Below are 18,164 nucleotides of genomic sequence, written 5' to 3' on the forward strand. Positions count from 1 at the left end.
TATACAGCCATTGGATTGAACTGAAAGATGAACCTGATTCGCCGCACCCTTTCTTCGCTCGCCGTCGCCGCCTTGGTCGTCGGCACTGCCGTCGCTCAGCAGACGCCGCCGAAGCCCGCGCCGGTGCCGCGCCCGGTGACGCCGGAGGCCCCCGTGCCACCGCCGCCGGATGTGGACGGCAAGAGCTGGGTGCTGATGGATTACGCCACCGGCCAGGTGCTGGCGTCGAAGGAGCCGGATCTGCGCGTGGAGCCTGCCTCCATTACCAAGGTGATGACCGACTACGTGGTGTCCGCCGAGGTCGCCAACGGCAAGGTCCACATGACCGACCCGGTCACCATCAGCGAGAACGCATGGCGCAGCGGCGGTGCGGGCACCGATGGTTCCACCAGCTTCCTCAAGCTCAACAGCCAGGTGCCGCTGAAGGATCTGCTGTACGGCATGATCATCCAGTCCGGCAATGACGCCGCCATCGCGCTGGCTGAGCACACCGCCGGCAATGAGTCCGCGTTCGCCAATCTGATGAATGCGTATGCCAAGCAGATTGGCATGACCAATTCCAACTTCGAGAACGCCTCGGGTTACCCGATCGCCAACCATTACTCGACCGCACGCGACATTGCCATCCTTTCGCGCGCGCTGATCCATGACTTCCCCGAGGACTATGCGATCTCGGCGGTCAAGGATTTCGAGTGGAACGGCATCAAGCAGCACAACCGCAACCTGCTGTTGTGGCGCGACAACACCGTTGACGGCATCAAGACCGGCCACACCGCCGCTGCGGGCTTCTGCTTGGCTGCGTCAGCGAAGCAGGGCGACTCGCGCATGATCGCCATTGTCATGGGCTCCACCAATGAGAAGAGCCGCGCCGATGCCGCGCTGGCGCTCATGAACTACGGTTTCCGCTTCTACGAGACCCACAAGCTGTACGACGGCAGCAAGCCGCTGGCTACGCCGAAGCTGTGGAAGGGCCAGGCCAACGATCTGCCGCTGGGCGTGAGCGACAACGTGCTGGTTACCGTCAAGCGCGGTGACTACGACAAGCTCAAGGCCACTATGGACATCCCGGCCACGCTGGTTGCTCCGTTCACCAAGGGCCAGCAGGTGGGTACGCTGCGTATCACGCTGGACGGTCAGCCGGTGCAGAACGTGCCGCTGGTCGCCCTGGGCGATGCGCCGCAGGCCGGCTTCTTCGGTCGTCTGTGGGACAGCATCATGCTGTGGTTCCACAGTGACAAGAAGTCCGAAGCTTAAGTACCGGAGGTGCACTGATGCGCGATATCGACTCCATCCAGGCCCAGCAGGAAGGTCAGGGCTTCCAGTTTCCCGGTGAGTTCGAAATCACCGCGATGGGCAATGCCAGCGCCGATCTGAAGGCACGCGTGCCGCAGATCCTGGAGGGCATTGGTCTGCACGTGCTGCATGAGACGGTGAAGCACCGCCACTCGCGAGAGGGCAATTTTCTCTCGGTCACCGTCAGCTTCCGTTGCGATACGCGCGAACAGTACGACCTGGCGCATTCGGTGCTGCGGGCCGATCCGGATATCCGCTACACGCTCTGATGCGCTCTGACGTGGCGGGCTGGCCGTGCCCGCCTCGCCACCGATGACTTCCAGCCCTTGCAAGGGCCCTCTCAGGGCCGCAGATACTTAGCTCCAATCCCCAGGCCAGTCCCCATGTCTTTGCCGCTCAAAGTCCGTCTCCTCGGTCGCCAGCCCTATGCCGCGACCTGGGAGGCCATGAGCCAATTCACCAATAACCGGGGCCCCGATACGCCTGACGAGCTGTGGCTGCTGGAACACGACCCGGTATTCACCCTGGGTCAGGCCGGCAAGACCGAGCACGTGCTGGCGCCGGGTGACATTCCGGTGGTGCATGTGGATCGCGGCGGCCAGGTGACCTATCACGGCCCCGGCCAGATCGTGGGCTACCCGCTGATCGACCTGCGCCGCGTCGGCGTTGGCGTGCGCGAGCTGGTCAACAAGATCGAACAGTCCCTCATCGACACGCTGGAGCACTGGAACATCGGTGCCGAACGCCTGGAGGGCGCCCCCGGCGTCTACGTGGCTGGTGCCAAGGTGGCCGCGCTGGGCCTGCGCGTGCGTCGCGGCTGCAGCTTTCATGGTCTGGCCTTCAACGTGAACATGGACCTTGAGCCGTTTCACCGCATCAACCCCTGCGGTTACAAGGGCTTGGCGGTCACGCAGGTGCTAGACTTGGGCGGTCCGTCGCGCCTGTCGGACGTCGAAGACGCCCTGGTCGAAGAGTTCTGCCGCCAGTTTGGATTCGTCGCTGAACCAGCCGCCCCCATCCTCCCTGAACTACCCGCTCGCGTAGCGGTCTGAGTCTGCCTACATGAGCGAAATGTCTACTTCCAAGGTCATCCCGATCAGTGTTGTTGGCGGCGCACCCGTCGAGAAGCAGTTGGGCAATGACAAGATCGGCTTGAACCGCGCGGGCTTCGACACGAACGTGCCGACGCTGCGCAAACCCAGCTGGATCCGTGTGCGCCTGCCGCAGGGCAACGCCGTGCAGCAGCTGAAGGCGCGCCTGCGCGAAAACTCGCTGGTGACCGTGTGCGAGGAAGCCTCGTGCCCGAACATCCACGAGTGCTTCAGCCATGGCACCGCCACCTTCATGATCCTGGGCGAAGTGTGCACGCGTCGTTGCTCGTTCTGCGATGTGGCCCATGGCAAACCGGCTGCGCCCGATCCACTGGAACCGGCGCGCCTGGCCGAGACCATTCACGACATGCGCCTGAAGTACGTGGTGATCACCTCGGTGGATCGTGACGACCTGCGCGACGGCGGCGCCGAGCATTTCGCCGCATGCATCCGCGCGACGCGTCACGCCAGCCCGAACATCAAGATCGAAATCCTCACGCCCGACTTCCGCGGCAAGGGCCGCATGGAGCGTGCGCTGGAAGTGCTCAAGGACTTCCCGCCGGACGTGTTCAACCACAACCTGGAAACCGTGCCGCACCTCTATCGCGAAGTGCGACCGGGCGCCGACTACCAGTGGTCGCTGGACCTGCTCAAGCGCTTCAAGGCGCAGCATCCGGACGTGCCGACCAAGTCCGGCATCATGCTGGGCCTCGGCGAAACCATGGAGCAGGTGCTGGAAACCATGCGCGACCTGCGCGCGCATGACGTGGAAATGATCACCATCGGCCAGTACCTGCAACCCACACCGCACCACCATCCGGTGATCCGCTACTGGACCCCGGAAGAATTTGAAACACTGCGCGAAGCCGGCGAAGCGATGGGTTTCCATCACGTCGCTTCCGGCCCGCTGGTGCGTTCGTCCTACCACGCCGACCTGCAGGCTCACGCTGCAGGCGTCACTGAGCACGCCTAACCGAACTGGCACGCCACCGAGACCTTATGAAACTGCGCCCCTCGCTAGCCCTGTTGCTTGCCCTTGCCGTCACCGGAGTCGGTGTCCACGCGCAGTCTGCCGCCGATCTCACCGACGACAGTGCGCCGCGCAAGTTTTCCACGCTGCCGCTGAAGCCCACCATCAATCAGGCGCAGGCGGCGCAGCTTTCCGCGCGTTTCCTCACGCGCTTCCACTACGACGCGCAGCCGCTCGACGATGCGATGTCGCAGAAGATCTACAAGGCTTATCTCGACAGCCTCGACGGCGAAAAGGTGTTCTTCACCCAGGCCGACCTGGCCAAGTTCGCGCCGCTGAAGACGCAGATGGACGACGCCATCTGGAATCAGGAGCTGTCTGGCCCGTTCTCGATGTTCAACTTCTACGTCACGCGCGCCATCGACCGCATGAACTATGCGCGCGGCCTGCTCAAGCAGGGCTTCGACTTCAACACCAACGAAAGCTACAACTACGATCGCAAGAAGGCCGACTGGCCGAAGGATCAGGCTGAGCTCGATACGTTGTGGCGCCTGCGTACCATGAACGACTGGCTGCGCCTCAAGCTCGCCGGCAAGAGCGACGACGACATCCGCAAGACGCTGGACAAGCGTTACGCCGGCTACATCGATCGCGTGCGCCAGCTCGACGGTGAAGACGCGTTCCAGTCCTTCATGAACGCCTACGCCGAATCCACCGATCCGCATACCGACTACCTCGGCCCCCGCGCGGCGGAGAACTTCGACATCTCCATGAAGCTGTCGCTGGAAGGCATCGGCGCCGTGCTGCAGGCACGCGACGAGTACACCGCCATCCGCGAAATCGTGCCCGCCGGCCCGGCTGCCAAGTCTGGCAAGGTGCACGTGGGCGATCGCATCGTGGCCATCGGCGAAGGCACCAGTGGCCCGATGGTGGATGTGATCGGCTGGCGTCTCGACGACGTGGTCAAGCACATCCGCGGCAAGAAGGACACCACCGTTCGCCTGGAAATCCTCCCGGCTGACGCGGGCGTGGACGGCAAGCACGAGCTCATCTCGCTGGTGCGCCAGAAGGTAAGCATCGAAGAACAGGCGGCCAAGAAGAAAGTCATCGAGATCAAGGACGCCGGCGTCACCCGCAAGATCGGCGTGATCGACCTGCCGAGCTTCTACTCTGATTTCGGTGCGCGTCGCGAAGGCGACAAGAACTTCAAGAGCGCCACCCGCGACGTGGCCAAGCTGCTCGGCGAGCTGAAGGCCGAAGGCGTGGAAGGCGTGGTGATGGATCTGCGCAACAACGGCGGCGGCTCGCTGGCCGAAGCCAACGAACTCACTGGTCTGTTCATCGACCAGGGTCCGGTGGTGCAGGTGCGTGACGCACGCGGCGAAGTGCAGGTGCAGGGCGATGACGATCCGGGCATGTCCTGGAGTGGTCCGCTGGCCGTGATGGTCAATCGCGGTTCCGCCTCGGCGTCGGAAATCTTTGCTGCTGCCATCCAGGACTACGGCCGTGGCCTGATCATCGGCCAGCCGACGTTCGGCAAGGGCACCGTGCAGAACCTGGTCGACCTCGACCGCTTCACGCACAGCACCAAGGAAAAGCCGCAGTACGGCGAGCTGAAGATGACCATCCAGGAATTCTTCCGCATCACCGGTGGCTCCACCCAGCTCAAGGGCGTGACGCCGGATATCCAGTATCCGAAGAACGGCGACGAGAAGGATTTCGGCGAATCCACCTACGACAACGCGCTGCCGTGGACGCAGATTGCGCCGGCCGACTACAAGCCGGTGGCTGATCTGAAGGCCTACCTGGGCCAGCTGCAGGCCAAGCACGACGCCCGCACGGTCAAGTCGCCAGCGTGGAAGCTGATGCTTGATGAGCTGGCGCAGTACCGCAAGATGCGTGACAAGACCACCATCTCGCTCAACTTCGCACAGCGCCAGGCCGAGCGTAAGGAGCTGGATGCGATGCAGGCAGATTTCCGCGCCCGTCACAAAGCCATCGATGGCGACACGAATGGCGAAGACGATGTGGCAGCGGACGACGGCCTCAACGCCAACGAGCGCAGTCTCAAGAGCGAGCTGAAGCAGGAGAAGGACGCCAAGAAGGCGGCCGATCCGCAACTCGACGAGACCGCGCACATCCTGTTCGACGCAGTGGGCCTGATCAAGGGCGACTCCAAGCTGGCGGCGGCTGTGCTGCCGTACGGCGGTCGCTTCTCGAACATGGCCACGACGGCCGCAACGGGCGACAAGCCGCCGCAGCCGAGTCCAGCTGCCGCGCACTAATCAGCGGCTCTCGCGATGCAAGAAAAAGGCGGCACTAAGTGCCGCCTTTTTCTTTGCGCGCTTTTCTGTAGGAGCGCACTTGTGCGCGACCGCAGAGTTTGAGGCTTGCCTCTCTGTAGGCTTGTCGCGCACAAGTGCGCTCCTACAGAGAGCTCGCCGCCAGGGCCACCGCGAAACTACTTCGCCGCCTTCGCCCTCTTCTCCGCCTGTTCCTTCTTCCACTGCTGATACTCCGCAAAATGCGGCATCTCCCGCAGCACCTTGCTGCGCGGATCCACGATCACCAGCGAACCAGCCGGCACAGGAATCGACGCATCACCACCAGCCATCGGCACCGTGACGACCTTGTCGCCCATCTGCACCTCGACCGGCATTGGAAATGGCTTGTTCTGCGGCACCTGCCAGTGGAGATACAGCGTATTGCCTTGCTGGCGCGTCTCCAGCTTCGGCAGCGCCGCCTCGTAGAGGTACACGTCAAAGAACCAGTGCAGGTCACGCCCGCTCACCTGGTTCACGATGTCGATGTAGTCGCGCGTGGTAGCGAAACGTGGCGCGAAGTTGCCGGGCTTCGGATCCGGACGGCCATACACCAGCCGGCGCACGCTCTCGAAGAACGCCTGGTCGCCGATTAGCTGCCGCAGCGTATGCAGCATCAGCGAGCCCTTGTAATAGATATCGTTGCCGGGCCCATGTTCGGCGTCGTACACCTCATGCTCGAACTGGCTGCGGCCAGCCACGATGGGGAACGCGTTCTTCACCATGCTGCGTTCGTTCTGCAGCATCGCGAAGTACGGCATGTCGCCATACACGTATTGGCCGTACAACGGCTGCATGTAGGTTCCGAAGCTCTCGTGGATCCACATGTCGTCCCAGTCGGCATTGGTCACCTGATTGCCGAACCACTCGTGGGAAAACTCGTGCTGCAGCAGCCAGTCGAAGCCGAACTCGCTGCGCGGGTAACCGTTGCCATAGGCGTTGATGGTCTGGTGTTCCATGCCCAGATGCGGCGTCTCCACCACACCCATCTTTTCGTCACCGAACGGGTAGGGGCCGATTTGCCGCTCAAAAAAATCGAGCATGCGCGGGAATTCGCTGAAGAGCTGCTTGGCCTGCGCTTCGTGCCCACGCAGGTACCACATCTGCATCGGGATCGTGTTGCCGTAGCGGCTACGGTAATCGCCCTTCAGCAATTCGAATGGGCCGATGTTCAGCGAAATCGCATACGTGGTCGGGTGCTTCGCGCGCCAGTGATACGTGTGCGTATCGCCATGCTCCTTGATATCCACGAGCACGCCGTTGCCGGGCGCGGCAAGCGACTTCGGTACGGTGATATAGGTGTCGACCAGATCCGGCTTGCCCTCCGGATGGTCGATGCACGGCCAGAACAGGTCGCAGCCTTCACCTTCCACGGCGGTGGCGATCCACGGCAGGCCGTCTTCGGTGTGGCTCCATACAAAGCCGCCATCCCACGGCGCTTTCTGCGCCACGTGGGGTTTGCCGCCATAGCGGATGTCCACCGTGGTCTTGCCGCCTTTGACCAAGGGTTTGGGCGGCGAGATACGCAGATGGCCGTCCGGGTTGCTCCACTGGTTCGCGGCCAGCGCCTTGCCGTCAACAGTGATTTTGCTGATGGCGAGGTTATGGTCCAGATCCAGCAGCAGGACATCCGTCGCCTCGCGCGCGCTGAAGGTGAGCAGCGCGGTGGCATCCAGACTTTGCTGTGCGGCATCCACGCTGAAATGCAGTTCGGCATGCTCGAAGTGCAGGCGCTGCTGTTCCGCCGGCATGGTGCCGCCAGATCGCACCGTCTGCTCGCTGAGCGGCGGTTGCGTGGAAGGCGTGGCGTCTTCCGCATGGGCGCTACCGATAAGCGCGGCACACAGGGCCAGGGAGAGCAGGCAAGGGTGGAGTGTCGTCATAAGCAGCACGGTATCGAGCAAACCCGCAGGATGACAGCCCCTGCGCGCCGGCGGCATCGCCGAAAGTCATGGCCGCGCTTGTGATCAACCCCACCCCACGCGCATGCTTGAGTGCAGCCACATCACCCCATGACCGAGGGGATGTTTATGGACGCGGTGCAAAACCTGGCGCTGGCGGGAGGCCTCTCCTGGGCTAGCGGCTTTCGACTTTACGCCACCGTTTTCGTCGCTGGCTTGCTGGGGCGACTGGGCGTCGTGCACTTGCCGGAAGGGCTGCGCCTGCTCACCGATACCTGGGTGCTGGTGACGGCGGGTGTGATGGGCCTGGGCGAATTCCTGGCCGACAAAGTTCCTGCTTTCGACAGCGTGTGGGACGCCATCAACACGTTCATTCGTGTGCCCGCTGGCGCCTTGCTGGCATGGGGCGTGTTTCGCGATGCCGGGCCCGGCGCGCAGTTCGCAGCGGGGTTGCTGGGTGGCGCGTTGGCCTCCGGCACGCATCTCGCCAAAACGGGTGGGAGGGCACTGATCAACACCTCGCCCGAACCCTTCAGCAATTGGGGCGCCAGCATCGGCGAAGACATCTCGTGGCTGGGTGGCCTGTACTTGATGTGGCAACACCCGGTGGCGTTTCTGGTGTTGCTTGGCTTGTTCGTGTTGATGCTGCTGTGGCTGGTGCCCAAGATTCTGCGCGGTCTACGCACGCTGGCGCGCCGGTTGCGTGGCGTCAAAGCGGCTTCACCCAGCACGTAACCTCATCGCCGCCTCCCTCTGTAGGAGCGCACTTGTGCGCGACCGTCACCCGGACGGCACCTCAGGTATTTGGTTTCGCCGTTAGGTCTACCCGAAATAGGTTGGCGACGAGATACAACGAAACGCTGCGGTCGCGCACAAGTGCGCTCCTACAGAAGGCCTGCCTGCGATAAAAAAGGCGACCCGTGGGCCGCCTTTTCTCTTTAAGCCGTATCGAGTACTCAGTGCTTATAGCGCTGCTGCAAAAACGCAAAGAACGCGCGCAGACCCAGCGCCTCACCACCCCGCGGGCGGGCAGGGCGGTCCGCGTCATTCCACGCATACGTATCCAGATGCAGCCACGGCGTGGTCTCGGGCACGAAGCGCTCCAGATACAGCGCGGCAGTAATCGCACCTGCGTGACGCGACGTACCCGAGTTGGCCAAATCAGCTAGATACGACTCGAGCATCTTGCGGTACGGACGCCACAACGGCAGGCGCCACAGCGGATCGTTCACCGCACGACCCGCAGCAAGCACACGCTCGGCCAGGTCATCGTTGTTGGCGAACAAGGCCGGCAGATCCGGGCCCAGCGCAATGCGCGCAGCGCCGGTGAGCGTGGCGAAATCGATAATCAGCTCCGGCTTCTGCTCGCAGGCATAGGTGAGTGCATCACACAGCACTAGGCGACCTTCGGCGTCGGTGTTGTCCACTTCCACGCTGATGCCTGCGCGCGTGGTGATTACCTCACCCGGGCGCATCGACTCACCGGAGACAGCATTCTCCACCGCAGGGATCAGCAGCTGCAGACGCACTGGCAGCTTCGCCTGCATGATCAGGCCGGCCAGCGCGATCGCATGTGCCGCACCGCCCATGTCCTTCTTCATCCAGCGCATGCCGTCGGCAGGCTTCAGGTCGAGGCCGCCCGTGTCAAAGCACACGCCCTTGCCGACCACGGCAATCTTCGGATCGCTGGCCTTGCCCCAGGTCAGTTCGATCAGGCGCGGTGCACGATGGCTGCCGCGGCCCACCGCATGAATGGTGGGAAAGTTGGCTTTGAGCAGTTCGTCGCCCGCCCACTCGTTGACCTTGGCCTTATGCGCCTTACCCAGCTGCTTCACCGCTTCGGAAAGCTGCTTGGGGCCCATGTCTTCGGTCGGCGTGTTGACCAGGTCGCGCACCTGCGTGGTGGCTTCCACCAGCGGTGCCAGCACTTTCAACTCGGCGGCAGCGATGGCCAGCTTCGCCGGCGCGCGGCGCGCCTTGCGATAACGGGTGAACTCGTACGCACCCAGCGCCCAACCCATCGCCACCTGCAGTGTGTCCTTGAACACGCCCTCACTGGCGAGATGGTATGTGGCTTCCGGCAGCGTGCGCGGCAGCGCGCCCAGTGCGCTCAGTGCATCGTCGGCATCGACACCCACCAGCACACGCGCCAGCTTGCCGGCTTCGTCCTGCAGCAGCGCGAAGGTGCCCGGCGCTGCTTCAAAGCCGACCGAGGCCAGCCACTGGCGCTGCGTCGCGGTAAGGCGACGTCGGGTGGCGGCAAAACGGGAAGGGTCGGTGGTCTCGATGGCGATGCTCTGGCGCTCGCCGGTCTTGCGTTCGATCAGGACAGACATGAATTTCCTTACGCGGCGCACTCATGGGCCGCCATCACAATCAGGGATGGGGCAATGATGCGCGCTTTTGGCGCGGCGGGCGAGCGCGTAGTGGGATTTTCGTGGAGCGTACCTGTGCGATGGCCACGCTCTTTGCTCGTCATTCCGGCGTAGGCCGGAATCCAGTAACGACAGTGCTGGGTTGTCGCGAGACCGATCAGCCAGAACGATTCGTGAGCCCAGTCGCCAAAACCGACCACTACCGTTACTGGATTCCGGCCTGCGCCGGAATGACGAAGTAGGTGAGTATGAGGCGAGCCGGCGATACAGCCGCACACAAGGCGCTACCCGCCCTGCGCCTCCAACCAATCCGCCAACGCCCCCATATCACGCACATCGAGATCCGGCGCCGTGCCTAAGGCACCCGGCCAGGGATGGCCAGCGCGGTTGATCCACGCCGTACGCAGGCCCGCATCGCGCGCGCCCACGATATCCAGCTCCGGATCATCACCTACATGCAGGATGTCGCCCGGCGCCAGGCCCAGCCGCTCGGCTGCAAGCACGAAAATGCGCGGGTCGGGCTTGGCCACGCCCGTGTCGCGGGCACACACGTGATGCACGAAGTGCGCACGAATGCCAATGCGTTCCAGATCGGCGTTGCCGTTGGTGAGGCTGGCGATGGGCCAGTGGCCTCGGATGCGTTCAAGTGCAGGCAGGCTGTCGGGATAGAGTTCGACGCTGTTGCGCGCCGAAAAGTAGATTTCCCACAGCGTATCCAGCGGCGCCTGCTCGATGCCGCAGGTCGCAAACGCGCGCTGCATGGTGATGTAGCGCTGCGCAGTGAAGTCGTGTGCGAGGTCAGTACGCTCAGCGGCGACTTCCGCACGCAACGCGCGCATGGCGGGAATGGGCCATGCGCGCGCTACGTCGGGAAAGTGCAGGCGCAGGTACGCGTCCAGGTCACGGTCGGCACGCTCCAGGGCCGGCAGTACCGGCCACAGGGTGTCGTCCAGATCCAGCGTGAGGGCGCGTACCTGCATGCGAGACAAACTCAGTTGCCGCTCACCTGCAGCACCTGACCCACCTTCACGTTGTCGCTCGACAGATGGTTCCAGTTGCGCAGCTGCGACACCGACACCGAGAACTTCTTGGCGATGGCGGACAGCGCGTCGCCCTTGGCCACCGTGTAGGTTTCGCCAGCAGCAGCGGCCTTCCCAGCGGCCGGGGCAGCAGCAGCCTCAGAGGCAGCGGTCGCCACCGGAGCGGTCACCGGCGCAGCGGTCGGGATCGGGTCGCCTTCTGCCTCCATCTTGACGCCGGTCTCAGCCAGCAGCTTCTGGCGACGGGCCTTGTCGTTCTGGGCCAGCTGCGGCGCATCGCTGTACGGCACCAGCTGGTGCGCACGGCCAAGTGCCTTCACCTGGTCCGTACGCAGGAATTCCATGAAGGCTTCAATCTGCGCAGCCTTCGGGCTGGTGCGGTTGGTAACCAGGAAAAGCGGGGTGTAAAGCGCATAGCTGCCGTCGGTAACGGTGGCCACGCTCGGGCGCACGCCATCAACGCTGATCATGCGCACCTTGCTGTTGGCAGCCACCGCAGACAGCGTGGTCACGCCCAGGGAGTTCGGGTCCAGCGTCACCGCTTCTTCCAGCTTGGCCGTGTTTACATACAGGCGCGGCGCAGCCACCGGCTGGTTGCCGCGACCGTACAGCAGGCGACGCAGGCTGTATTCCACACCGTCACCGGGGCTGGCCACGGCGTACAGGTCAATCGGCGCATCCTTGCCGCCCACATCGCGCCAGTTGGTGATCTTGCCGACATAGATGTCATGCAGCTGCTTGGGCGTCAGGTTCGGAATGCTGTTCGACGGATGCGTAATCATCACCAGCGCATCGAACGCCACCGGGGTGAACACCAGGTCGCTCTCGGTGCCACCGGCGCTGGCGCGCGCACTGCCGGCGATATCCGCCATGCCACGCGATACCGCATCCAGGCCCGACGCGGTGTTGAACGGCTCGATTTCGAGGCGACCCTTGCCGCTCTTCTCCCAAGCCCTGCCCACGTCTTCCACCACGGCGCGCGCGGTGGCGTAGTCGCCCTTCCAGATCAATGCCGGCACAGCAGGTGCGGCGGCCTTCTTGGTGGATTTGGTGGTCTTGCCGGCGGCCATCGCGCCAGAGGCGGCGCATGCCGTGAGCAGCGTGACGATAAGCAGGCGGGAAAGTCGTAGTGACATGGCGGTGAGGAACCCCGAAGTGTGATGTTGGTGTTCGCAGGCCGCCTGAGCGGGCGCGCGTGCAGGAAAAAGTTGGAACCCGGGTATTTCAGCCAGCTCCGGGCCAAACATCAAGCTAAATTCGGGGCCATCCGTTAGTGAAAACGCGATGGCGAGCACGCTCGCGTGATGCCGTTCATCAGCCGTTATTTCATCTCAGCAAGTCTGCGCCGTCGCATGTGAAGTGCGACACATGAGGTGGGACGTGTGGAGCACCCAATCAACTCTCCCTCACCGTCATCCCCGCGAAGGCGGGGATCCAGTGCCTTTCGCTCTTGAACTCCAAAGACACTGGATGACCAGCTTCGCTGTTGTGAAGCTCTTCCAGCTTTCGCTGGGATGACGACAAAGCCGCGATGACGACACCAAAACGCCTCTCGCCCTACTCAACGAATCTCCACATACCGCACACCGTCATCGTTCGACACCACCAGCACCAGCTGGCGCGGATTCACACCTGCCAGACGCTGCAGCGTGCGCAGATCCGGCACACGCAAATTGCCCACACCGATCACGATGTCGCTGGTCTGCAGCCCGGCCACCGCCGCGCGGCTGCCGTTGCGCACCGCGCTCACGCCGACGCCGCCCACGCCCTGACCACGCTGGTTCTGCGAGAGCTCGCTGAACGTCACGCCCGCCAGGCGCGCATCCAGCTTGGCGCCATCCACCGTGGCCAGCTTCTCCGGCGTCAGCTTGGCGGTGACCTCGCGCGTGGTGCCGTTGCGCAGCACGCTCAGCTTCACCGTGCTGCCAATCGGCAACAGACCCTCGGCATTGCGCAGCTCCTGCGCGTTGCGCAGTGGCTTGCCGTTGATGGCGGTAATCACATCACCGGTCTGGATATCGGCGCTCTCCGCTGCCGAGCCCATGTTGACGCGCGTCACCACCGCGCCATTGGTGTCCTTGAGGTTCAGCACGGCGGCAATGCGCGGGGTGATGTCCTGCGTTTCTACGCCCAGGTTGCCGCGATTCACCTTGCCGTTGGCGATCAGCTGCTGCATCACTTCGCTGGCCAGGCTGGTGGGGATGGCAAAGCCAATACCCACGTTGCCACCCGAGGGCGACAGAATCATGGTGTTGATGCCCACCAGCTCGCCGCGCAGGTTCACCAGCGCGCCACCCGAGTTGCCCGGGTTGATCGATGCATCCGTCTGGATGAAGTTCTGGTAGCCGCTGCCACCCAGGCCCGAGCGGCTCAGCGCCGACACGATGCCCGAGGTCACCGTCTGCCCCAGGCCAAACGGGTCGCCCACTGCCACCACAAAGTCACCCACGCGCAGCTTGGTGGAGTCAGCCATCGGCAATGCCTGTAGGCCCGTGCCCTGAATCTGCACCACCGCGAGGTCCGTATCCGGGTCGGTGCCCACCAGCCTGCCCTTGAGGTCGCGGCCATCCTGCAGCGTCACCGTGATGTCGTCGGCGCCGCCCACCACGTGGTTGTTGGTCAGCACATAACCCTTGGCGGCGTCCACGATCACGCCCGAACCCAGGCTCTGCTCGATGCGCGAGCGCGACCCGCCCTGCATGCCAAAGAACTGGCGAAACATCGGATCGTCAAAGAACGGGTTGCGCACCTGCACGCGTGTTTTGGTGGAAATGTTCACCACCGCGGGCGTCACCTTCTCCAGCATCGGCGCCAGCGAAGGCAGCGGCTGGCCATCCACCACCGGCGGCAGCGCGGCATGGCTGGCAAGCGGTGTGGCGGCAATCAGAACCAGGGCCGCAGCAGCCAGCCGGCGAACAAGACGGGCAAACATGGAAGCTCCTTTTTCACTCGCAAATCGACCGTCGTTCGACTCGGCGCGCCGCCACGGGTTCCACGGGTCGAACGCTGACAAAACTACTTTACAACGATGCATACCGGGGGTAACGTTCACATCCGTTCGCGACCACAACATCTTGTGTGACACCGCCGGGCCTCCACCCAAGAGCTGGTGTCACACGACATACTCGGGGGGAGTTGTCGAAGGTCGGGCAAGGAACGTCAGGTCGGGCGTAGCGCTGGCTTCGTTTTTCCAGTGCTGTGCCTTACGCGGGCGGTATAGCCGAACAGAACAACTAACGGGGCCGAAAGGCATCACCGGGAGGTCAGGAAGCCGATGAGCACGATGCGTGCACCAGCCGTAAATCGCGATACCACAGCCATTCCGCTGCAACCCGCGTCGTACGACATCTGGGACAAGAAGTACCGCCTGAAAGACAAGTCAGGCGCACCGGTCGACGGCAATGTCGACGAAACCTATCAGCGCGTCGCCCGTGCGCTTTCCGAAGTGGAAGCCACGCCGGAGCTGCGCGAGCACTGGTTCGAGCGTTTCCTCTGGGCGCTGCGCCGCGGGGCCATTCCCGCTGGCCGCATCACGTCCAACGCAGGCGCGCTGGAACACAAGCCCGCCACCTCCACTATCAACTGCACCGTCTCGGGCACCATCCGTGACTCCATGGACGACATCCTGGAGAAGGTGCACGAGGCCGGCCTCACCCTGAAGGCCGGTTGCGGCATCGGCTACGAGTTCAGCACGCTGCGTCCGCGCGGCGCGTACGTGTCCGGCGCGGGCGCCTACACCTCCGGCCCGCTGTCCTTCATGGATATCTACGACAAGATGTGCTTCACCGTGTCGTCCGCCGGCGGTCGCCGCGGCGCACAGATGGGCACGTTCGACGTCAGCCATCCCGACGTGAAGGAATTCATTCGCGCCAAGCGCGAAGACGGTCGCCTGCGCCAGTTCAACCTCTCGCTGCTCATCACCGACGGCTTCATGCAGGCGGTGGAGCACGACCTGGACTGGCCGCTGGTGTTCCCCGTGCACGTCAAGGAACAGACCGAGATCGACCTAAACGACCCCGCCAAGGTCGTGTGGCGTGAGTGGGCCACCCACGAAAACTACGTGGAACGCGAAGACGGCCTGGTCGCCTGCAAGATCTACGGCCACATCCGCGCGCGGCACCTGTGGGACATGATCATGGTGTCCACCTATGACTTTGCCGAGCCGGGTTTCATCCTGATCGACAAGGTCAACGAGATGAACAACAACTGGTGGTGCGAGCACATCCGCGCCACCAACCCGTGTGGCGAGCAGCCGCTGCCGCCGTACGGCTCGTGCCTGCTGGGCTCGATCAACCTCACCACCTTCGTGCGCGACCCCTTCGGCCCCAAGGCCCGCTTCGACTGGGACGAATATCGCGAAGTGGTCAAGGTGTTCACCCGCATGCTCGACAACGTGGTGGAGATCAACGGCCTGCCGCTGGAGCAGCAGCGCAACGAGATCCTCTCCAAGCGCCGTCACGGCATGGGCTTCCTGGGTCTGGGTTCCACCCTCACCATGCTCAAAATGCGCTACGGCACCGCCGAGTCCGTCGCCTTCACCGAAGACGTCTCCCGCGAAATGGCCGTGGCCGGCTGGGAAGTCGCGCTCGACCTCGCCAAAGAAAAGGGCCCGGCCCCCGTGCTGGCGCGTGACTACACCGTCACCGGCGACATGCTGCGCAAGCGCCCTGAAATGGCCACCGACGGCTACAAGGCCGGCGACACCATCCCGGGCCGCGTGCTGCACGCCAAGTACAGCCGCTACATGCAGCGCGTGGCCTCAGTGGCGCCCAACCTCGTGGCCCAGCTGGCCGAGACGGGTGCGCGCTTCACCCACCACAGCTCCATCGCGCCCACCGGCACCATCTCCCTGTCGCTGGCCAACAACGCCAGCAACGGCATCGAGCCGAGCTTTGCGCACCACTACTCGCGCAACGTCATCCGCGAAGGCCGCAAGACCAAGGAAAAGGTCGAGGTCTACAGCTACGAGCTGCTGGCCTACCGCGCGCTGATCAACGCCGAGGCCCTGCCGTTCAGCGACGACCCCAAGTTCAAGCTGCCCGAATACTTCGTGGCGGCCGACGACATCTCGCCCAAAGAGCACGTCGACATCCAGGCGGCCTCGCAATTGTGGGTGGATTCGTCCATCTCCAAAACGGCCAACGTGCCCACCGACTACCCGTACGAAGACTTCAAAGACATCTACTTCTACGCCTATAAACAAGGCTTGAAGGGCTGCACCACCTTCCGTTTCAACCCCGCCGCCTTCCAGGGCGTGCTGGTAAAAGAAGCTGATCTTGAGAACACCCTCTACCGCTTCGAATTGGAGGACGGTAGTGTTGTGGAACTGAAAGGCAACGAAGAAGTGGAGTACGACGGCGAAATGCACACGGCCGCCAACCTGTTCGATGCCTTGAAGGAAGGGTATTACGGAAAGTTCTAAACTAGCGGCCGGTGCCTGTTCATCAGGTGCCGGCATGCTTGCAAGAGCAACACCGGATACCTAAGAGCAAGGCTCACTACAAGTTCCAAAATCCACGTCGGAGGGGAATACCCGCATGTCCATCGATACCGAATTTGATATGAAAGATGAAACCGCACTGGTCGTTGACGCGCCGGTCGAGGTTGCCGCAGTCGAAGTAATGCCGGCTGCCGCTGCCCCCAAGAAGGCTCGCGCCAAGAAGAAGGTGGCCGCAGCCAAAAAGGCTGCTCCGGCCAAGAAGGCAGCGAAGAAGGCGGTGAAGAAGGCCGCCGTCAAGAAGACCGCCAAGAAGGCCGTCAAGAAGGCAGCTGCCAAAAAGACCGTGAAGAAGGCGGTCAAGAAGGCAGCCGTCAAGAAGGTTGCCAAGAAGGTGGCCAAGAAGGCCGTGAAGAAGGTCGCCAAGAAGGCAGCCGCCAAGAAGGGCGTGAAGAAGGTCGCACGCAAGGCCGTCAAGAAGGCCGTGCGCAAGGCCGTCGCCAAGAAGGTTGCACGCAAGGTCAGCAAGAAGACGGCCAAGAAGGTCGCAGTCAAGAAGACGGTCCGCAAGGCCGCCGGTAAGAAGGCCGCCAAGGCGGTCAAGAGGTCCACTGCCAGCAAGAAGGCGAGCGTGAAGAAGGCCGTCCGCAAGGTCGCCAAGAAAGCCGCGCGCCGTAAGTAAGTAGCACTCGATCCGGCCCGGCGTGCAAACGCCGGGCCGGACCGTTCAAGCGGTTCAAAACCGTTCCAAGTCGTCCAAAACCGTTCCAAGCCGTACCGAGCTGTCCCGAAGTTGCCCCAAGACCGGACCCCGTAGTCCCGTCATTCCCGCGAAGGCGGGAAGAGCCGTAAAACAGCCGAAGGCTGGTCATCCAGCGCCTCTAAGGCTCTGGACCACGAGTCTCCACTGAGACCCCGGTACTACCAGCCACTTCAAGCTGCCGCGCGCCGCCAGTCACTAAAAGAGAACCACACACCATGGCGATCAAGATCGAAAAAAAGATCAAGGGCTACAACGTCGTCAAGCCCGAAGACAAGGCCGCGTCCGCCGCAGCACCCGCCCCGGCAGCTCCCAAAGAAGCGCCCAAGGCCGAAGTCATCCAGATGCACGAGAGCCTGGAGCGCCCTGAAACGCTCATCGGCTCCACCTACAAGATCAAATCACCGCTGTTCGAGCATGCGTTGTACGTCACCGTCAACGACATCGTGCTCAACGCCGGCACCCAGTACGAACAGCGCCGCCCCTTCGAAATCTTCATCAACTCGAAGAACATGGACCACTTCCAGTGGATCGTGGCGCTCACCCGCATCATCTCCGCCGTCTTCCGCAAGGGCGGCGACGTCACCTTCCTGGTGGAAGAAATGAAGGCCGTATTCGACCCGCGCGGCGGCTACTTCAAGGCTGGCGGCATCTACATGCCCAGCATCGTCGCCGAAATCGGCGCGGTGATCGAACAGCACATGAAGATGATCGGCCTCATTCACGACCCGGAGATGGACGAATCCACCCGCAAGCTCATCGCCGAAAAGCGTGCTGCTTATGAGAACGCAGCTAACGGCAAGAAGGCTGCTGCCGACGCAAACGCCGAGCCCTCCAACGCCAACGGCTTCCCGCCCGGCGCCACCCTCTGCGCCAAGTGCAATACGCAGGCGCTGGTGCTGATGGATGGGTGTCAGACTTGTTTGAATTGTGGGTATAGCAAGTGTGGTTAAGTAGATAGAGACCTTGCCGATAG

At 63.1% G+C, this 18,164-nt stretch carries 14 protein-coding genes; 9 read left to right on the forward strand and 5 right to left on the reverse strand.

Annotated elements, in window-relative coordinates:
* Positions 1 to 27 precede the first annotated feature (27 nt).
* The 5 genes from AC0GUR_RS18550 (at position 28) to AC0GUR_RS18570 (ending at position 5,639) form a co-directional block, all read left to right on the forward strand.
* Complete coding sequence (locus AC0GUR_RS18550; RefSeq protein ID WP_472878985.1) at positions 28 to 1,254, forward strand: D-alanyl-D-alanine carboxypeptidase family protein; 1,227 nt, start codon at positions 28 to 30, stop codon at positions 1,252 to 1,254.
* 17 nt (positions 1,255 to 1,271) lie between these two features.
* Entirely contained in the window at positions 1,272 to 1,562 is a 291-nt protein-coding gene (locus tag AC0GUR_RS18555; protein ID WP_472878986.1) for a YbeD family protein, read from the forward strand.
* A 114-nt stretch (positions 1,563 to 1,676) separates the two neighbouring features.
* On the forward strand, positions 1,677 to 2,345 hold the full coding sequence (gene lipB / locus AC0GUR_RS18560) for a lipoyl(octanoyl) transferase LipB (RefSeq protein ID WP_472878987.1): 669 nt from the start codon (positions 1,677 to 1,679) through the stop codon (positions 2,343 to 2,345).
* 10 nt (positions 2,346 to 2,355) lie between these two features.
* Complete coding sequence (gene lipA / locus AC0GUR_RS18565) at positions 2,356 to 3,357, forward strand: lipoyl synthase (RefSeq protein WP_472878988.1); 1,002 nt, start codon at positions 2,356 to 2,358, stop codon at positions 3,355 to 3,357.
* A 26-nt stretch (positions 3,358 to 3,383) separates the two neighbouring features.
* Complete coding sequence (locus tag AC0GUR_RS18570; RefSeq protein WP_472878989.1) at positions 3,384 to 5,639, forward strand: carboxy terminal-processing peptidase; 2,256 nt, start codon at positions 3,384 to 3,386, stop codon at positions 5,637 to 5,639.
* A 176-nt stretch (positions 5,640 to 5,815) separates the two neighbouring features.
* On the opposite strand, the gene AC0GUR_RS18575 is transcribed toward AC0GUR_RS18570, so the two are convergent.
* Entirely contained in the window at positions 5,816 to 7,558 is a 1,743-nt protein-coding gene (locus tag AC0GUR_RS18575; protein ID WP_472878990.1) for a M1 family metallopeptidase, read from the reverse strand.
* Between the two features lie 147 nt (positions 7,559 to 7,705).
* Between AC0GUR_RS18575 and AC0GUR_RS18580 the strand changes: the two genes are divergently transcribed.
* Complete coding sequence (locus AC0GUR_RS18580; RefSeq protein WP_472878991.1) at positions 7,706 to 8,311, forward strand: DUF4126 domain-containing protein; 606 nt, start codon at positions 7,706 to 7,708, stop codon at positions 8,309 to 8,311.
* 221 nt (positions 8,312 to 8,532) lie between these two features.
* On the opposite strand, the gene AC0GUR_RS18585 is transcribed toward AC0GUR_RS18580, so the two are convergent.
* The 4 genes from AC0GUR_RS18585 to AC0GUR_RS18600 form a co-directional block, all read right to left on the reverse strand.
* Positions 8,533 to 9,912 carry a leucyl aminopeptidase family protein gene (locus AC0GUR_RS18585; RefSeq protein ID WP_472878992.1) on the reverse strand — a complete coding sequence of 460 codons (1,380 nt, stop codon included), beginning with the start codon at positions 9,910 to 9,912 and terminating at the stop codon, positions 8,533 to 8,535.
* 323 nt (positions 9,913 to 10,235) lie between these two features.
* Positions 10,236 to 10,931 carry an HAD family hydrolase gene (locus tag AC0GUR_RS18590; RefSeq protein WP_472878993.1) on the reverse strand — a complete coding sequence of 232 codons (696 nt, stop codon included), beginning with the start codon at positions 10,929 to 10,931 and terminating at the stop codon, positions 10,236 to 10,238.
* Positions 10,932 to 10,942: 11 nt separating this feature from the next.
* Complete coding sequence (locus tag AC0GUR_RS18595; RefSeq protein ID WP_472878994.1) at positions 10,943 to 12,127, reverse strand: LysM peptidoglycan-binding domain-containing protein; 1,185 nt, start codon at positions 12,125 to 12,127, stop codon at positions 10,943 to 10,945.
* Between the two features lie 425 nt (positions 12,128 to 12,552).
* Positions 12,553 to 13,923 (reverse strand): Do family serine endopeptidase, encoded by a 1,371-nt coding sequence (locus AC0GUR_RS18600; protein WP_472878995.1) that lies wholly within the window; start codon positions 13,921 to 13,923, stop codon positions 12,553 to 12,555.
* Between the two features lie 342 nt (positions 13,924 to 14,265).
* Between AC0GUR_RS18600 and AC0GUR_RS18605 the strand changes: the two genes are divergently transcribed.
* The 3 genes from AC0GUR_RS18605 to AC0GUR_RS18615 all read left to right on the forward strand — a co-directional run bounded on the left by AC0GUR_RS18605 (position 14,266) and on the right by AC0GUR_RS18615 (position 18,141).
* Entirely contained in the window at positions 14,266 to 16,413 is a 2,148-nt protein-coding gene (locus tag AC0GUR_RS18605; protein WP_472878996.1) for an adenosylcobalamin-dependent ribonucleoside-diphosphate reductase, read from the forward strand.
* 115 nt (positions 16,414 to 16,528) lie between these two features.
* Entirely contained in the window at positions 16,529 to 17,110 is a 582-nt protein-coding gene (locus AC0GUR_RS18610; RefSeq protein WP_472878997.1) for a histidine biosynthesis protein HisIE, read from the forward strand.
* A 296-nt stretch (positions 17,111 to 17,406) separates the two neighbouring features.
* Positions 17,407 to 18,141 carry a TSCPD domain-containing protein gene (locus AC0GUR_RS18615; protein ID WP_472878998.1) on the forward strand — a complete coding sequence of 245 codons (735 nt, stop codon included), beginning with the start codon at positions 17,407 to 17,409 and terminating at the stop codon, positions 18,139 to 18,141.
* Positions 18,142 to 18,164 lie beyond the last annotated feature (23 nt).

The sequence above is a fragment of the Dyella sp. PARNA 12/25 genome (assembly GCF_055702865.1).